The 15,393-nt window shown below is 66.3% G+C and carries 14 protein-coding genes; 9 read left to right on the top strand and 5 right to left on the bottom strand.

Features of this window, described 5'->3' with window-relative positions:
- Nucleotides 1–18 precede the first annotated feature (18 nt).
- The 4 genes from HSR122_RS13960 (at nucleotide 19) to hisH (ending at nucleotide 3,037) form a co-directional block, all read left to right on the top strand.
- Entirely contained in the window at nucleotides 19–495 is a 477-nt protein-coding gene (locus HSR122_RS13960; protein ID WP_229110410.1) for a DUF7529 family protein, read from the top strand.
- A complete protein-coding gene (locus tag HSR122_RS13955; protein ID WP_229110409.1) occupies nucleotides 492–1,454 on the top strand; it encodes a metallophosphoesterase family protein in 963 nt (320 codons plus the stop codon). Before HSR122_RS13960 ends, HSR122_RS13955 begins: the two co-directional genes overlap by 4 nt.
- Before the next feature lie 106 nt (nucleotides 1,455–1,560).
- The gene (locus HSR122_RS13950; protein ID WP_229110408.1) at nucleotides 1,561–2,364 is read left to right on the top strand and encodes an inositol monophosphatase family protein; all 804 of its coding nucleotides are present in this window, start codon (nucleotides 1,561–1,563) and stop codon (nucleotides 2,362–2,364) included.
- 22 nt (nucleotides 2,365–2,386) lie between these two features.
- Nucleotides 2,387–3,037 carry an imidazole glycerol phosphate synthase subunit HisH gene (gene hisH, locus HSR122_RS13945; protein WP_229110407.1) on the top strand — a complete coding sequence of 217 codons (651 nt, stop codon included), beginning with the start codon at nucleotides 2,387–2,389 and terminating at the stop codon, nucleotides 3,035–3,037.
- Nucleotides 3,038–3,079: 42 nt separating this feature from the next.
- On the opposite strand, the gene HSR122_RS13940 is transcribed toward hisH, so the two are convergent.
- The 3 genes from HSR122_RS13940 to HSR122_RS13930 all read right to left on the bottom strand — a co-directional run bounded on the left by HSR122_RS13940 (nucleotide 3,080) and on the right by HSR122_RS13930 (nucleotide 4,693).
- Nucleotides 3,080–3,679: a hypothetical protein gene (locus HSR122_RS13940; RefSeq protein WP_229110406.1), complete on the bottom strand. Its 600-nt coding sequence runs from the start codon at nucleotides 3,677–3,679 to the stop codon at nucleotides 3,080–3,082.
- Nucleotides 3,680–3,763: 84 nt separating this feature from the next.
- A complete protein-coding gene (locus HSR122_RS13935) occupies nucleotides 3,764–4,147 on the bottom strand; it encodes a hypothetical protein (RefSeq protein WP_229110405.1) in 384 nt (127 codons plus the stop codon).
- Nucleotides 4,148–4,180: 33 nt separating this feature from the next.
- Nucleotides 4,181–4,693 carry a hypothetical protein gene (locus tag HSR122_RS13930; protein WP_229110404.1) on the bottom strand — a complete coding sequence of 171 codons (513 nt, stop codon included), beginning with the start codon at nucleotides 4,691–4,693 and terminating at the stop codon, nucleotides 4,181–4,183.
- Between the two features lie 62 nt (nucleotides 4,694–4,755).
- Here HSR122_RS13930 and HSR122_RS13925 point away from each other — a divergent pair, with 62 nt between their 5' ends.
- The 5 genes from HSR122_RS13925 to HSR122_RS13905 all read left to right on the top strand — a co-directional run bounded on the left by HSR122_RS13925 (nucleotide 4,756) and on the right by HSR122_RS13905 (nucleotide 12,277).
- Entirely contained in the window at nucleotides 4,756–5,403 is a 648-nt protein-coding gene (locus tag HSR122_RS13925; protein ID WP_229110403.1) for a WD40/YVTN/BNR-like repeat-containing protein, read from the top strand.
- Nucleotides 5,404–5,515: 112 nt separating this feature from the next.
- Nucleotides 5,516–6,010, top strand: a complete 495-nt coding sequence (locus HSR122_RS13920) for a hypothetical protein (protein ID WP_229110402.1) — start codon at nucleotides 5,516–5,518, stop codon at nucleotides 6,008–6,010.
- Between the two features lie 69 nt (nucleotides 6,011–6,079).
- On the top strand, nucleotides 6,080–8,521 hold the full coding sequence (gene folP, locus HSR122_RS13915) for a dihydropteroate synthase (RefSeq protein ID WP_229110401.1): 2,442 nt from the start codon (nucleotides 6,080–6,082) through the stop codon (nucleotides 8,519–8,521).
- 258 nt (nucleotides 8,522–8,779) lie between these two features.
- Nucleotides 8,780–10,327, top strand: a complete 1,548-nt coding sequence (locus HSR122_RS13910; RefSeq protein ID WP_229110400.1) for an ABC transporter substrate-binding protein — start codon at nucleotides 8,780–8,782, stop codon at nucleotides 10,325–10,327.
- A gap of 30 nt (nucleotides 10,328–10,357) precedes the next feature.
- Nucleotides 10,358–12,277: a PDC sensor domain-containing protein gene (locus HSR122_RS13905; RefSeq protein ID WP_229110399.1), complete on the top strand. Its 1,920-nt coding sequence runs from the start codon at nucleotides 10,358–10,360 to the stop codon at nucleotides 12,275–12,277.
- Between the two features lie 135 nt (nucleotides 12,278–12,412).
- Here HSR122_RS13905 and HSR122_RS13900 read toward each other — a convergent pair whose 3' ends face one another.
- A complete protein-coding gene (locus tag HSR122_RS13900) occupies nucleotides 12,413–13,474 on the bottom strand; it encodes a glycosyltransferase family 4 protein (protein ID WP_229110398.1) in 1,062 nt (353 codons plus the stop codon).
- A gap of 80 nt (nucleotides 13,475–13,554) precedes the next feature.
- A complete protein-coding gene (locus HSR122_RS13895) occupies nucleotides 13,555–15,216 on the bottom strand; it encodes a sensor histidine kinase (protein WP_229110397.1) in 1,662 nt (553 codons plus the stop codon).
- Nucleotides 15,217–15,393: the final 177 nt, after the last annotated feature.

The following is a 15,393-nucleotide window of genomic DNA, read 5'->3' as shown; positions in this document are numbered from 1 at the left end:
GTACTCGAAAGCGCCGATATGGCAGCCCATTCTGACGGCGGCAAGAACGCGTGGGGACGGACGCTCTCGATGGCGACCGAGATGGCCGAGTCGATGGCCTCGGACGGCTGGGACGTGACGACTGTGCGGGCGGCACACGCCACACCCGAACCGCCTGCGGCGGGCGAGACCGACCGATTCGGGTTCGTCTACGTCGCTCCGGGCGACGTCGCGGCGGACGTCGAGTCGGCGATTGCCGACGGTTCGTTCGACGCCTACGAGGTCTTCAACCGACGGCTCAGCAGCGACCTGTTCACGATCACGAAGGTGACTGACACCGATCGGAAGATCGCCGTGTTGCTTGTCGGCGGCGTGGACATGACACACGCGGGTGGACTCGTGACGGCTGTCCGCGAGCGCGGCGAGATGTATTCGCACGTCCAGACGCTCGACGGCACTCGCCTCGGGAGCTTCTATCACGACGATCCGACGCCGTTCTTCCCGGGGGAACTATGACGGCGTCGGGCCCCGTCCTCGCACATCTCGACCGGCCCCGGGGACCCGAAGCGCGTGTCGGCGTCGTCGCCGATCCGCACCTCTCGACCCGGGCGGAGGGGACCTCGAAGCTGTTCGAGCACACCGTCGATCACTTCGCGGCGGCGGTCGAGGACATGCGCCGGCGCGACGTCGACGCGGTCCTGTCGCCGGGCGATCTGACGAAGGACGGCGAACCCTGGAACTACGGGGCCGTCGACGACGTACTCGCGGACCTCGACGTGCCGTTTCTTGCCGTGCCCGGCAACCACGACGTGCCGAAGGCGAGCGACGAACACGAGACACCCCCACTCGAGCGGTTCGCACGAAAGTACGGTCCGGGCGAGCTGCCCTTCCACGCCGAGGTCGCCGGGCTCGACGTCTTCGGCGTGAACAGCGCCGGCACTGCTGAACGCCTCACCGAGAGTCACGACGGCCACGTCGAGCAGTCCCAGCGCGACTGGCTGGCCGAAGCGCTTGAAAACGCCATTGACCCCGTCGTGCTGGTGCATCACAACTTCCCGCCGGTCTCGGAGCAACTGGCGGCCCACCAGGCGATCGAACCGGAGATGGCTGTCCCGCCGACGATGCGCGAACCGACGCCGCTGGCCGAGACGCTCGCGGCGGGTGACACGGCCCTGACCCTGACCGGCCACTACCACCTGCCGACGGCCGATCACTACCGTGGCGTCCGGGAGATCGCCGCGCCGACGACGTGCTCGTTCCCGCAGTCGTATCTCCTGCTCGAGGTCTCGCCCGAGGGAACGACTGTCCGGTTCGTCCCGGTCGCCGACGAGACGGGCCTCGAGATGGCCCACGCCCGCCGGAGCGCGGACTCGACGACCGCCCGCGGCCTCACTGCTATTGCCGCCGCTCGCGTCGCTTCGTTCCCCCTGATCGACGACCGCCAGACTCCGCGCCTCGACTGTTCCGACAGATAGCACTGATCGACTATCTCTCATCGCCTCGTCTATTTTTCAATACGTATCGTTATATATTCGATATCCGACCGATACTGATACATGTGTGTTCACCATCGGTGGGAGTATGACGATCACGGACCTCGCTCGCGAGGCCGCCGAAGCCGGAGCGACGACCGCCGTCGACCTGTTCCGGACGGATCTCCCGGTCGAGCGCAAGGCCGGCAAGACCGATTACGTGACCCGGGCCGACCGCCGGACACAGCAGCGGATCGTATCGACGATCCGGGAGTCGGACCCGGAGGGTATGATTGTCGGTGAGGAAAACGACGCCAGAACGGACGTACCCCAAAAGGGGCGAGCCTGGGTGATCGATCCGATCGACGGGACGAACAACTACGTGCGCGGGATGCGTCACTGGGCGACGAGCGTCGCAGTCGTCGAGGACGGCGAACCGATCGCGGCGGCGAACGTGCTGCCGGCGGTCGGCGACACCTACGTCGCCGAACGGGACGGGGTCCGGCGCAACGGCGAGTCGGTCTCCGTCTCGGGACGGACTGACCTGGAGACGTTCACCGTCGCCCCGACAGTGTGGTGGGACTTCGACCGCAGAGACGAGTACGCGGCAGCCGCCGAGGGGATCGTGACCCGGTTCGGCGACCTCGTCCGGCTGAAATCCGTTCAGGTCGCCCTCGCGCTCGTCGCCGCCGGGTCGATCGAAGGGGCGATCACCAACGTCCGGCCGAACCCGTGGGACTCTATCGCGGGCGTGCACCTGGTCGAGCGGGCCGGCGGACGGGTCACCGATATCGACGGCGAGGACTGGCACCACGACAGCCACGGACTGGTCGCCTCGAACGGCCGCGATCACGGGGCGATGCTGGCAGTGGCCCGCGAGGCCGACCGGTTGCGCGAACGGAAAGGAACTTGACGACACTCCACCAACAGCGGGTATGAGCAACACGCGAGCGACCACGGCGTCGATCGTGGTGGTCGATTACGGACTGGGGAACCTCCGCAGCGTCACCCGCGGCCTCGAACGCGCCGGCGCAGACGTCGAGATCAGCGACGATCTCGCCGACTTCGAGGCCGCAGACGGGATCGTCCTGCCGGGCGTCGGGGCGTTCTCCGAGGGAATGGACAACGCCGGTCCGTTCCGCGAGACGCTGGTCGAACTCGCGGCGGACGGAAAACCCCTGTTCGGGATCTGTCTCGGCATGCAGATGCTCCTCACGACGAGCGAGGAGGCCGAACACGCCGGCGAGGGCGACGTCGAAGGGCTGGACCTGATCCCGGGGGCGAACCGCCGGTTCACCGGCGATCGCAAGATCCCGCACATGGGCTGGAACCAGCTGTCCGTCGAGCGCGACCATCCCCTCGTCGAAGGTGTCGACGGGGAGTACGCCTACTTCGTGCACTCCTACTACGCCGAGCCGGACGACCCCGACGCCGTCGTGACGACGACCGACTACGGCACCGAGTTCGCGAGCGTCGTCGCTAACGAGGCCGGCAACGTCTTCGGGACGCAGTTCCACCCCGAAAAGAGCGGTGAGACCGGACTGCAGATTCTACGGAACTTCGTCGACTACTGCGCGGAGCGGTGAACGGACGCGCCTGTGGCGCGTTTCGCTCGCGAGCGTAACGGGTCAACCGGCGCGTCCGAGCGCGAGTCGGATCGAGACGACGACAAGACAGCCCAGCACGGACAGGACGGCGAGGTGGCCGACAGAGAGCGTGCCGCCGTGTGCGAAGACGTTCGTCCCGGCGACGTCAGTGAGATACGTCGAGAGGAGCGAGCCACCGAACACGCCCAGCGAGACGAGCGCGACGGTGGCCCCGATCGCCAGTCCGCCGGTCACCAGCGAGAGCCCGATAGCGATCTGCTCGAGATTGACGATCGCACGGGCTGTCCCCTCTTCGAGCGGTTCGTGCCCCACGCGATACCAGTACAGGGCGGCGAGCGCCAGCGCCGAGGCGACTTCGATCACCCAGCCGACCAGCCCCAGAAACAGGATCTTCGGGGCCGCGAGAAACGGATCGAGCGTCCCGACGTGCGCACCGATCGTCGGCGGATAGAGCGAATACAGCGGCAGGATCGAGGCCAGCAGCGCGAGCAACACGGCCTGGTAGGTCAGGACCCGGGAGACGGGAACGGTGATGATCCCCTCGGCGTAGCGGAGCCGTTCGTACTGGGACGTCGAGAGGATCGCGTCGGTTATCGGATCGTCGGACGGCCGGTCGTCCATGGGTCGTGTGAGCACGACTAGAGGACGTTTCCCGTGTTAATCGTTTCGCCCGATTGAGTAGCGATCGGCGTGCGAAGACACCGGTCACACTGACACTGCAGCCCCGTAGATGACGCTGACGAGGAACACGGCGGCGGCGAGCGCCTTGGCGGAGAGCAACAGCGCCTGGCGGATGTCCTGCGAGCGGGCGTCGCTGTCCTCGACGGACCCCTCGGCGTCGTCGAAGCCGTAGCGGCCGGCCACCGCGTAGCCGGCACAGAACTGTCGCTGGGCCTGTAACACCCCGAGGACGCCTCCGTACAGGAAGATGAAACTCCCCAGGACGTAGGTCTCGGGATAGCCGGCGAGCAGGACCGCCGCGATGTAGGCGAACGCGACGGCGAAGCTCGCGTAGCCGAGCAGGCGGCGCTTTCGCTGTTCACCCGCGCCGATGTTGCACGCTCCGGGCTGGTACGCTTCGTCGGCCATATCCGGGCTACGGGCGGGGCGTTGAAAAGTCTGCTAGGGCTGGGTCGCCGCGTGCTGGAGCGCACCTCCGAGCGCGCCCGCGAAGGCCGGTAGCAGGAGGTTGCCAAAGACGAGCGCGAGATAGCGCAGCGGGATGGCCGTGTTCGAGACCGGCGTCGAGGGGAGCAGATACAGCGCGAGCGCCGCGAGCGTCGCCAGACAGACGCCGATCCCGACGGTCGCGCCGGCTTTCGTCGCGGCCCAGCCGTCGGCGAGTCGCCCGGCGCGAACCGGGACGATCGCCCCGCCGGCGACGGCGACGAGCAAGCCGACGAACGCGGGAACGGCCATCAACAGCGGCGGGGCACCACCTGACGGAGCCAGCAAGACGAACGCGGAGCCGAACACGTAGATCGCACCGGCGTACCCGGGCGGCGAGAAGGACTCGATGGCCGGCGGTCGAACGACGACGACCAGGACCAGCGCGACGAGATAGCCGACGATCCAGACGCCGATTCCGACGCCGACGCCGGTAAGAAACGGGGAGGGCTGACGGCGATAGGACATATGCGTGTTCCGAACCGGCGCGAGTAAATAGTTGCCGACGGCAGACCGCCCGTCACCCCGGATTGACGGACCTGCCGTCGGCCGACGAGTGGTCGTTTCCGCCGCGACCGGAGACCCACCACGTCCGGTGGATCGAACCCGATCCCCACGACCCGGGCCGGCTCTACGTCGGGATCGAGGCCGGCGCGCTCGTCCGGACCGCCGACGGCGGGTCGAGCTGGCAGGACCGTCCCGAGAACGCGCCGCGAGACGTCCACGAGATCGCGACCAGCGGAGCGGGCAGACAGCGCGGACGAGTGTACGTCGCGGCCGGAGACGGGTACGCCGAATCAGCCGACGGCGGCGACAGCTGGCGGTTTCGACAGCAGGGGCTGGACCACCACTACGTCTGGAGCGTCGCCGTCGATCCGGACGACCCCGAGCACGTGCTGGTCTCGGCTGCGACCAGCGCCCATCGGGCGCACGACCCCGGCGGGCAGAGTTACGTCTATCGCCGCGTCGGCGACCGCTGGGAGCGAACGATGGACGGACTTCCCGGACCGGACGGGCTCGCGCGGGCGGTACTCGCGACCGGGCCAGACGACGCGTTTCACGCGCTGACCAATCACGGTCTCTTCCGATCGCCCACGGGCGACGGCTGGCACCGCCTGCCGGTCGACTGGCAACAGCGGTATCGGGCGTCGCTCCCGCGGGGACTGGCAGTCGTCTGATACTGTCGGCTGTCCGTTCGTGGGATTTTCGACGCCCGAGTGTCGCGATCCTGCTGACAGTATGACTGCCTCGGGCACGGGCTATATGACGCTGGCCGGCGATACTGACGGTATGGACCGCGGAGACCTCACGGATCGACTACCGAACCTTTCGCTGGACCGGGTGCCGGGCATCGGCGGCGAGTCCGAACCCGAGCCGCCTGACTCGTTCGACGAGCCGACCGAACGGTCGGACGCGGCTCCACCGACGGCGGACACGCGAGACGAAGGCGGGCCGGCCGACGAAGCGGTCAACGACAGCGTGGGCGAGACCGGGGGCGACGAAGACGAGCCTGAAGAGGAGGAGACGCCGTCACGGCGCGAACAGGCCAGGAAAGCGCTGCTCGGCGTCTCGGTCGGCGGGGCCGCGCTGGCCGTGCTGGCCGCAGTTGTGCGTCGATTGCTCGGCGAGGACGAATCCGAGGGGGACGACGTGATCGTCGACGCCGAACCGGAGGCGGAACGGCCGGAGCCGGCACCCGACGCCGAGGCGGTCGCGGCGGTCGTCGGGCTGGCCTTCCAGGTGCTCGTGCGTCGACTTGCCGGCGAGGACGAACTGGAAGCGTAGCCGTCAACCCCGAGCGCCGGAACGACCGGGTTCGACAGCCTAAAGCGATCGGCCCCGGATGCAACAGGCATGGACTTCCACGAGGCGGCGAACTTCTGTCTGGAGTTGCGCCGGTTCCCGCCCCGGCGCGAGACCGACGCCACCGAGGCGTTGCTGGCGGAACTGGGCGATCCCCACGAGGACCTGCAGGCGGTCCAGATCGCCGGGTCGAACGGCAAGGGCTCGACGGCCCGGATGCTCGAATCCACGCTCCGGGAGGCGGGACTCTCCGTCGGGTTGTACACTTCGCCCCACCTCGAGGACGTGCGCGAGCGGATCACCGTCGACGGCCGCAAGATCCCCAAAGCCGCGCTCGTCGAGTTCGTCGAGCGGATCGAGCCGTACGTGACCGAACGAGCGGCGGAGGGGGAAGCGCCGACGTTCTTCGAGACGATGACCGTGCTGGCGCTGTGGCAGTTCGCCCGCGCCGACGTCGACGTCGCGGTGCTCGAGGTGGGGATCGGCGGCCGCTACGACGCCACCAGCGTCGTCGATCCGGTCGCCAGCGCCGTCACCAGCGTCACGCTCGAACACACGGACCTGCTGGGCGAGACCGTCGAGGAGATCGCTCGCGACAAGGCCCACGTCGCACCTGCGGACGCGCCGATCGTGACCGGTGCGACCGGCTCCGCCCGCGAGGCGATCGGATCGGTCGCCGGCGAGGTCGTGACCGTCGACGAGAGTGCGGCGGACACGACGGTCGCGTACCACGGTATCGAGGGGACGGACGGCCGGGTCGAACTCGACGGCGACGGCTTTCACGTCGAGACGCGGTTGCCGCTACCGGGCGCACACCAGGCCCGCAACGCGGGCGTCGCCGCGACGCTTGCTCGACAGGTCGCTGACGTCGACGAGACGACGCTGGCCACCGGACTGCGAAACGCCCACTGGCCCGGCCGGTTCGAGGTGATGGGCCGGGAACCGCTGGTCGTCCTCGACGGCGCGCACAACCCCGGCGGCTGCGAGCGGGTCACCGAGACGCTCGAGGCGTTCGAGTACGACGACCTGCATCTCGTCGTGGGTGCGATGGTCGGGAAGGACCACCAGGGGATCGCCGCCGCGCTGCCCGAACCCGAACACGTCGTGGCCTGTCAGGCGGACGTCGACCGGGCGGACGACGAGACGGTCATCGCCGCCGCCTTCGAGAGCGAGTACCCCGAGGCGACCGTCGAGACGCGTTCGGACGTGGCGGGCGCGCTGGACATCGCGCTCGACGCCGCGGAAGAGAGCGACGCCGTGCTCGTTTCGGGATCGCTGTACGCTGTCCGGGAAGCGCGCACGCGCTGGACGCGAGCGACGATCGAAAAGCGGATCGAGGACCTCGACGACGCTCGCGAGACGCTCGCGGGCGCACACGTGACCGACGCCGGCGTCTGGCGGATGCGCGGGAAGGGCGTCCACCGCGCCGTCAAGACGCGCGTCCAGCCCCGACAGGCCCAGTATCTCAAGGAGGAACTGCTCTCGCTGGGCGGGGAGTGTGCGATCTCGGGGCTGAACAATCAGGACGAGGAACCGCTTGACGTGGTCATGATGGCGACGATGGCGCAGTTCAAGCGCCTGGTCGGGAAGCTCGACGGTCAGCCGTACGGTCTCTCCCCGCTTGCGGATCGGCTGCGCGAACACCTCGGGATCGGCGTCGAACCCGATCGGCGGGGCTATCCCTGGGAGGACCGGACCGCGATCATGGGTGTTCTGAACGTCACGCCGGACTCGTTCCACGACGGCGGGGAGTACGACGCCGTCGAGGACGCCGTCGCCAGAGCCGAAACGATGGTCGACAACGGCGTCGACATCGTCGACGTCGGCGGGGAGTCGACCCGGCCCGGTGCGGAGCCGGTCCCGGCCGAGGAGGAGATCGATCGCGTCGTCCCGGTGATCGAGCGGATCGCCGAACTGGACGTGGCCGTCTCGATCGACACGCGCAAGGCCGTAGTCGCAGCGGCCGCACTGGAGGCGGGCGCGGATATCCTCAACGACGTCTCGGGGCTGGAAGACCCGGAGATGCGCCATCTCGCCGCCGAGCACGACGTACCGGTGGTCGTGATGCACAGCATCGACACGCCGGTCGATCCCGACCGGGAGATCGAGTACGACGACGTCGTCGAGGACGCCCTCGACCAGCTGAAAGAGCGCGTTTTGCTGGCCGAGAAAGCCGGACTGGACCGGGCACAGATCCTCGTCGATCCCGGGGTGGGCTTCGGGAAGACCCCCGCCGAGGACTTCGAGTTGCTGGGTCGGATCGGCGAGTTCAAAGCGCTGGGCTGTCCGGTGCTGGTCGGGCACTCACACAAATCGATGTTCGGACACGTCGGGCTCGAGGCCGACGAGCGGATGGCCGCGACGATCGCGGGGACGGCACTGGCGACCGAGCGCGGCGTGGACGTGATCCGCGTCCACGACGTCGAGGAGAACGTCGCCGCCCGGGACGTGGTGGCTGCCGCCGACGATCCGGATGCATTTGCGAACGAGTAACAGGCCAGTTCCGGCACGGGAGGCCGAATTGGGCACCGGGAGCATTTCTTTACTGCCGCAACCATTATTATGATTCATTAATCATATTGACCCATCAAAGGGCAGGGCACCACTCGACCTAGAGTATGACGCGTTAACGCGGAGTTCGTAGCGAGATCCGTACCGTCCGTAGTGGCGTCGCTGTCTACCAGGAGATCAACTATGACAAACAGGACGGAACGCACATATACACGCCGCAAGGCACTCGCAGGACTGGGTGTGGCCAGCACACTCGCACTCGCGGGATGTGCGACACAGTCAGGCAGCCCCACGACCGAGCCCGAGCAGAGTGAACTCCCGACGCGGGAGGACGGTATCGAACAGTGGGGACAGAAGCTGAACGAACACGCCAGAAAGGCAGGTATCGACTGGGAAATGTTCGCTGGCGAGGGTATCGAGCTGAAGTTCGGGATGGGCCTGCACAAGTACTCGACGACGACCAAGCCTCTGCTCCCGTATTTCGAAGAGCTAACCGGCATCTCGGTCGAGTACGAGATTTTCGAGGAGAACCGGTACTGGCGTGAGGCCAGGAACGCAATGGCTGACCAAAGCGGCGAATACGACGGCTTCATGGTCGGGCTCTGGCCGGCCGGTGGCTACCACCAGGGCACCGACGGGGATCCCTGGGTCGAAGACCTGTGGCCGTACATCGAAGACGCGACGCTTACCGATCAGGACTGGCTGGCCATGGAGGACTTCATGGACCAGACGATCGAATTGATGACGTTCCCCGATCCGGACGGGGGAGACTCGTTCATCGGGTTCCCGAACGGTATCGAGATATACGGGTGTGTCGGTTACGACATGGAGACGTACGACACGCTGGGTCTCGAGGAACCGACGACGTTCGAAGAGCTCGAACAGAACGCGAAGGCGATCTCCGAGTCGAGCGAGGTTGACCAGGAGGGAATGGTCTCCCGAACCGCGTCCGCAACGCTATCGAGCGCGAACTGGGGGACGATGTTCCGCTCGCACGGTGCCAAGTGGATCGACCGGGAGGTGCTGCTGAACGAGGACGATCCGGATCCCGAAGCCGTAGCGCTAATAAACTCCGATCGAGGCGTCGAGTCGCTGGAACGATTCGGGAGTATCCTCCACAACTACGGGCCGTCCCAGGCCTGGACCATGGACTGGTACGCGAACAACCAGACGTACAATCGGGGCGACGTGGGGATGATCTACTCGACACCACAGACCTCGGGAATCGTCGACGAGGAGCGGATGGCCAACACCAAGTGGATACCACCGTTGCGGACCGAGGACGGACGCGAACGCATCGGCGATACGTGGATCTGGGCGACTGGAATCAGTTCCTATACCGACGAACAGAGCCAGAAGGCGGCGTGGCTGTTCATCCAGTGGGCGAACTCACGGGCAGCGAACTTCCTGCTGTCGACCCACCAGTGGCAGGGTGACGAACCGCGTGCGGGCCACGCACGATTCAACATGTATCGCGACGACAGCGGGAGCGAGTGGCGGTACGAGGCTGACGCGTATCCCGAGGTCGCGGGCGCGTATCCCGAGGTCGCGGGTGAAGGCTACGAACAGACATTTATCGACGGGATGAAACTCGTCCCGACGTCGCCACCACCCGTCCCAGTCGATACGCCACAGAACATGAATATCATGGACGAAGCAGCGACGGCGATGAGTCGCGTCGTCGCGAACGGACCCGACACCGCACGTGACGAACTCGACGCCATCGCTTCGTCCGTTGGCGAGTACGCCAAGCGGATCCCGGATCGGTATATAAATTACGTCGCATAAATCGAGACAGTTCGAACTCAGGGCACATATATGTCAGAGAAAACTACAGACGGTGACGGTGCAAGCAAACGCGCGACGGGGAGCACGCTACTGCCGAGATTCATCGGCCGGAGCTTCGTCGCGAAGTTCCTCCTCGCGCTGGTAGTGGTGTTAGTACTCGTCGGGAGCGTGAGTGCATACACGTTCACGCAGACCTCCCAGGAACTGTCCGACGAGACGGAGACAGAGTACACGGGGATCGCCCAACAGGGCGCGTTCCAACTCGACACCTGGCAGAACGAGCGTGGGGACACCACGATTCGGCTCGCAAATCTCGCCGACATGGAGAGCGGCGAGCCTCAGACCGTCCAGGAGCGTATCGACGAAGAGATGAAGCGGCTCCCGGAAGACGTGGCGAACCTGTACTACATCGATCTCAGCGCGAACGGGGAGGTGCTGGCGACCAGCAGCGACGCGTTCCAGCCCGACTTCTCGAATGAGAACCCCGACTTCGACACGCTCTCGACCGACAACGCGCCCTGGGTCACCCTCTCGATCGACAACCTCGAGCTCGGCGATGACAACCTCTTCATTTCTGATCCAGTGCGCGCCAATCAGCGATCGAACATTTACTTCGTCAGCGAGGTCCAAACTGACGACAACCGGGACATCGTCCTCGCGATGCAAACGGACATCGACACGCTAGCTGGCGACCTCGGGACGAACGCACGGGACCAGTTCACTGTCGTCGTCAACGACCAAGGGAAGATCATCGCCGACTCTCGACCGTCCGAAGAGACGACGCTGGCTGCAGGGACGAGCAGCTTCCCGGACTATATCGACGGACAGAGTGGGTTTCCGTCGTTCGTCGATGCGGAACGTCAGTCCGGGTTCGCCGAGTCTGTCACCGAAGGCGGCCAGCTAGAGGAACCGCACGTCGCCGGATGGGCGAAGGTAGCGAACAGCGACCTCGTCGTGATTACCAAAGAACCGACATCGCAGGCGTTCTCACTCCGTTCGACGGTAACGAACAGCCTCCTCGTACTCGTCGGAACGGTGCTTCTCGGGTTCCTCGTGGTCGGATTCGTCTTCGGTCGCGGGACCGTCAGCGCGCTGAGTCGCCTCACCGGCAAGGCGAACGAACTGGCGTCGGGGAACCTCGACGTCGATCTCTCGGTTGAGCGTGCCGACGAATTCGGAACGCTGACCGCCTCGTTCGCGGCCATGCGTGATTCTCTCAAAGAGCGGATCGAAGAGGCCGAACAAGCCCGAAAAGAGGCCGAAGTCTCACGCGCAGAGGCGATGGAACTGAACAGTTACCTCCAGGATCGGGCGGACGAGTACGCCCGGATCATGCAACAGTGTGCCACCGGTGACCTCACCCAGCGGATGGACCCCGACGGCGAGAACGAGGCGATGGACCGTATCGCGACTGAGTTCAACGAGATGATCGACGAACTCGAGCAGACGACCGGCCAGCTCAAGAGTTTCGCCGAGGAGGTCGAGACGGCGGGTCGGGACGTCCAGCAGTCGGCCGATGTCGTCCGCGAAACCAGCGAGGACGCTGTCGACGCTGCACTCACGGTGTCGAACCAGGCTGACGACCAGAAACAGCGCCTCCAGGACATCGCCGGTGCCCTCGATCAGGTCGTCGCCGACCTCGATGATCTCGACGCTACTCACGAGAACGTCAATCTCGATGACGCCCTCGATCGTCTCGAAGACACAGCCACTCTCATCGGCGAAGTACTCACCGAAACCGATGTGGTTCTGAACGAAGCCGAAGACGCCGCGACGGCCGCCGAAGAACAGGCCGCGGAACTGAACGAAGTGTCGGAACGCGCCGGTGACCTCGTGCGCTACGCTGGACCGCTACAGGAGGTGCTCGACCGCTTCCAGACCGAATCCGAACGCAAGTTCTACTTCCCGACTGGCCCCGGAAGCAGCGACGCGCAACCGAGCGACGAGTGATACGGACTGCTGTACCGATGTACCGCTCTAACTGCCCGATTACGGGCGGTCGATACGGAACAGACGGACAGCAGTCCGTATGAGTGTTCGTTATCGACGTGCGATCGATGCGAGACGCGTGGACATCGATCCCTCTCAACCTATCATCCCGTATTCGCCCTGCAGATTCCGATACAGCTGCAAGTACGCTTCGAGGACGGCCTCGTGGTCGTAGTCGGCCCACGAGTCCTCGATCGTCAGGTGTTCGAACTCACCGGCGTCGACGATCGCGTCGGCGAGTTGCTGTGGTGTCGTCACCCGGAAGCCGCGGTCGTAGTTCTCGATCAGTTCGTGGGCGCTGGATTCGGCCTGATACTCGACGATCCCGACACAGCCGGCGGCGAGCGCCCACAGCAACTCGGTGGCGAACTGCTCGCGGTAGGCCGTCTGGACGAACGCGTGGGATCCCTTGTAGATCGCCAGCCGCTGTTCGCGCGAACACCCGCCGACGAACTCGACGCGGTCGTCGATCCGCAGGTCCTCGACTTCCTGCTCGTAGTCCGCCCGGGCGGGTCCGTCGCCGATGATCGTCGCGGACCAGCCCCGGTCGCGGAGTTCGGCGAGTCCCAGCAGGAGGCTCTTGACGTTGGCCGTCTCGTCGAGCGGGTGTGCGAACGCGACGTCGACGTCCTCGGCCGGGTCGACCGAGCGGACGAGGTCCATGTCGATGCTCTCGGGAAGCGTCCGCAGGCGGTCGTCCGCGACGCCGCGTTCGCGGAGTTCGGTCCGGACCAGCTCGGAGGGCGTGACGATCCGGTCGGGCGCGGAGAGGGCGCGCCCGGCCCACCGCGACCCGGAGGGATCGGTGTCGCCGAAGGCCTCGAGAACGAGCGGTGCGCGCGCGAGCGTCCCGCCGACGTTCGCGGCGACGACCTGCGAGGCGGGCGTGGGCAGCGCGTGGACCACGTCGGGATCGAACCGGGTCAGCGCCCACGGGAGTCGAAGCGCGAACGACGTCGGTGCGGGCGCGTCGGTCACGCCGTGATAGACCACGCCGGCGTCGGTGGCCGTCTCGCGTTCGCCGTCCCAGGACCGTGCGCAGAAGACGGTCACGTCGTGGCCGCGTTCGGCGAGCAGGCGGGCGAGTCGCTCGAGGCGACGCCTCCCCGCGCTGTCGTCGTGACGAGTCGTCTCCATCGAGACGAACGCGACCCGCATACGCCACTGGTGGGGAGGCACCGTCAAAAAGACGGGCGGTTTCCCGCCGGCAAGGGCCCGAATGCGAACAGCCGAGCGCGTCACGCGGATTCGACACCGGTGATCTCGAAGCGTGCACCGCCCTCGTCGCTCTCGGTGACTGCGATCGACCAGCCGTGGGCGGCAGCGATTTCCCCGACGATCGCCAGTCCGAATCCCGTTCCGGTGGAGGTCGTCGAGTAGCCGCTCTCGAAGATCTCCTCGCGCCCGTCCTCGGGAATTCCCTGTCCGTCGTCCTCGACGTAGAATCCCTCGCCGTCAGACAGCGGGCCGACGCGGACAGTAAGTCGCGTCTCCGGATCGGAGCGGCCGTGCTCGACAGCGTTGCGGAAGAGGTTTTCGAGCAGTTGCTGGAGCCGATCGGGGTCGGCGTCGAACCTGCAGTCCTCGGTTTCGAAGTCGACATCTGGTGCGTCGACCATTTCCCAGGCGTCCCCGGCAAGCGCCGCGAGACTGACGGTCGTCGGTTCGTCGATCGGCTGGCCCTGTCGTGCGAGCGCGAGCACGTCGTCGATCAGCGTCTCCATCCGCTCGAGCGCGTCGGCCGCGGTGTCGAGGTGGTCGCCGGAATCGCGTTCAGTGCGGGCCAGTTCGAGGCGGGCCATCGCAACGCTCAGCGGGTTGCGCAGGTCGTGGCTGACCATGCTGGCGAACGATTCCAGCCGGTCGTTCTGGCGTTCGAGTTCCCGCCGGTAGCGCTCGCGTTCGGTGACGTCCTGAAGGGCGATCAGGCGGCCGAGCTGTGGGCGGTCGGCCGCGAAGGGGCGCTCGGAGACGCGATAGTAGTGGCGGCCGTCCGCACGCTCCAGTCCGACGATGGGTTCGTCGGCGTCGAGCGCGTCGGCCACCTCGGGCAAGGCCGACCACAGCGGGTCGCCCAGCGCCGTCCCGCCCTGCAGACACGGGAACAGCGACTCGGCGCTGTCGTTGTACTCGCGGATCCGGTCCGTTTCGTCGAGCAGGACCATCGGCTCGTCGTGGCTGCCGGTCGCCTGGACGGCCTGAAACCGCGCGAAGTAGACGAACAGCAGCCCGAGGGCGAACACGACCACGCCGATCGGTTCGTATGTGATGTCGATGAGATACGGCGTCGCGAACCCGGCGACGTCGAACACGATCGGCAACGCCGTCACGCCCATGAGCGCGAGCAGCGGTCGCGTGTCGTAACTGACCTGCCGGAACCGCTCGAACAGCATGAAGTAGCCGACGATCGACAGCCCGTAGGCCAGCCCCATCGCCAGCCAGTGAGCGAGTTTGTGCTGGATCGCCAGATGCGGAAAGGGGTGGGTGACGAAAGTAGCCTCGTAGTAGAGGTGGTGATATGGATTGGTCACCTTTATGATAACGATCGCCAGAAAGACCGCGAGGAGTGCGATCCGGAGCGTCCGATCCTGATGGAGCGTCCGGCCGGTGTACGCCGAAGTGAAGTACAGCCACGGCCCGACAGCCGCGAGCCCGACGATGAGACCGACGGTGTAAAACCCCAGCGCGAGGTCGGCCGTCGGTGCGAGCAGGAATCCCACGTGGGCGGTCGCCCAGCCGCCGGTCGCGAGCAACAGTGCGGCGAGTCCGCGGCGGGTGCCGGGGTCCTCGATTCGCGGCGTCGCGGCGACGCTGGCGTAACTGGCGACTGCGGCGACCGCGAAGACGGCGACGTAGACGACGTACAGCGGATCGAGCGACGGGCCGAGCGAGACTACCACAGGAACGATACGCGCCGGGGCTGTAGAAAGGCTTGTCCCTCGACCGTACCGGTCGGTCGCACGCCGCCAGATGCACAGCGATCCCTACGAAGTCCCCGTCCATCGATCGAGTGGATGAACCTGCAGTTCGACCTCGAACGGTATCTCAACGTCCGCAGCGCCTACGGAGCCTCGCTC

Origin of the sequence: Halapricum desulfuricans (assembly GCF_017094525.1) — an archaeon.
Lineage (GTDB): Archaea > Halobacteriota > Halobacteria > Halobacteriales > Haloarculaceae > Halapricum > Halapricum desulfuricans.
This window is presented reverse-complemented; position numbering and strand designations above follow the sequence as displayed.

Bases quoted from the DNA above. Each gene is read 5' to 3' on its own strand.
- HSR122_RS13960 (WP_229110410.1), top strand. From the start codon at position 19: ATGGCAGCCCATTCTGACGGCGGCAAGAACGCGTGGGGACGGACGCTC.
- HSR122_RS13955 (WP_229110409.1), top strand. From the start codon at position 492: ATGACGGCGTCGGGCCCCGTCCTCGCACATCTCGACCGGCCCCGGGGA.
- HSR122_RS13950 (WP_229110408.1), top strand. From the start codon at position 1,561: ATGACGATCACGGACCTCGCTCGCGAGGCCGCCGAAGCCGGAGCGACG.
- hisH (WP_229110407.1), top strand. From the start codon at position 2,387: ATGAGCAACACGCGAGCGACCACGGCGTCGATCGTGGTGGTCGATTAC.
- HSR122_RS13940 (WP_229110406.1), bottom strand. From the start codon at position 3,679: ATGGACGACCGGCCGTCCGACGATCCGATAACCGACGCGATCCTCTCG.
- HSR122_RS13935 (WP_229110405.1), bottom strand. From the start codon at position 4,147: ATGGCCGACGAAGCGTACCAGCCCGGAGCGTGCAACATCGGCGCGGGT.
- HSR122_RS13930 (WP_229110404.1), bottom strand. From the start codon at position 4,693: ATGTCCTATCGCCGTCAGCCCTCCCCGTTTCTTACCGGCGTCGGCGTC.
- HSR122_RS13920 (WP_229110402.1), top strand. From the start codon at position 5,516: ATGGACCGCGGAGACCTCACGGATCGACTACCGAACCTTTCGCTGGAC.
- folP (WP_229110401.1), top strand. From the start codon at position 6,080: ATGGACTTCCACGAGGCGGCGAACTTCTGTCTGGAGTTGCGCCGGTTC.
- HSR122_RS13905 (WP_229110399.1), top strand. From the start codon at position 10,358: ATGTCAGAGAAAACTACAGACGGTGACGGTGCAAGCAAACGCGCGACG.
- HSR122_RS13900 (WP_229110398.1), bottom strand. From the start codon at position 13,474: ATGCGGGTCGCGTTCGTCTCGATGGAGACGACTCGTCACGACGACAGC.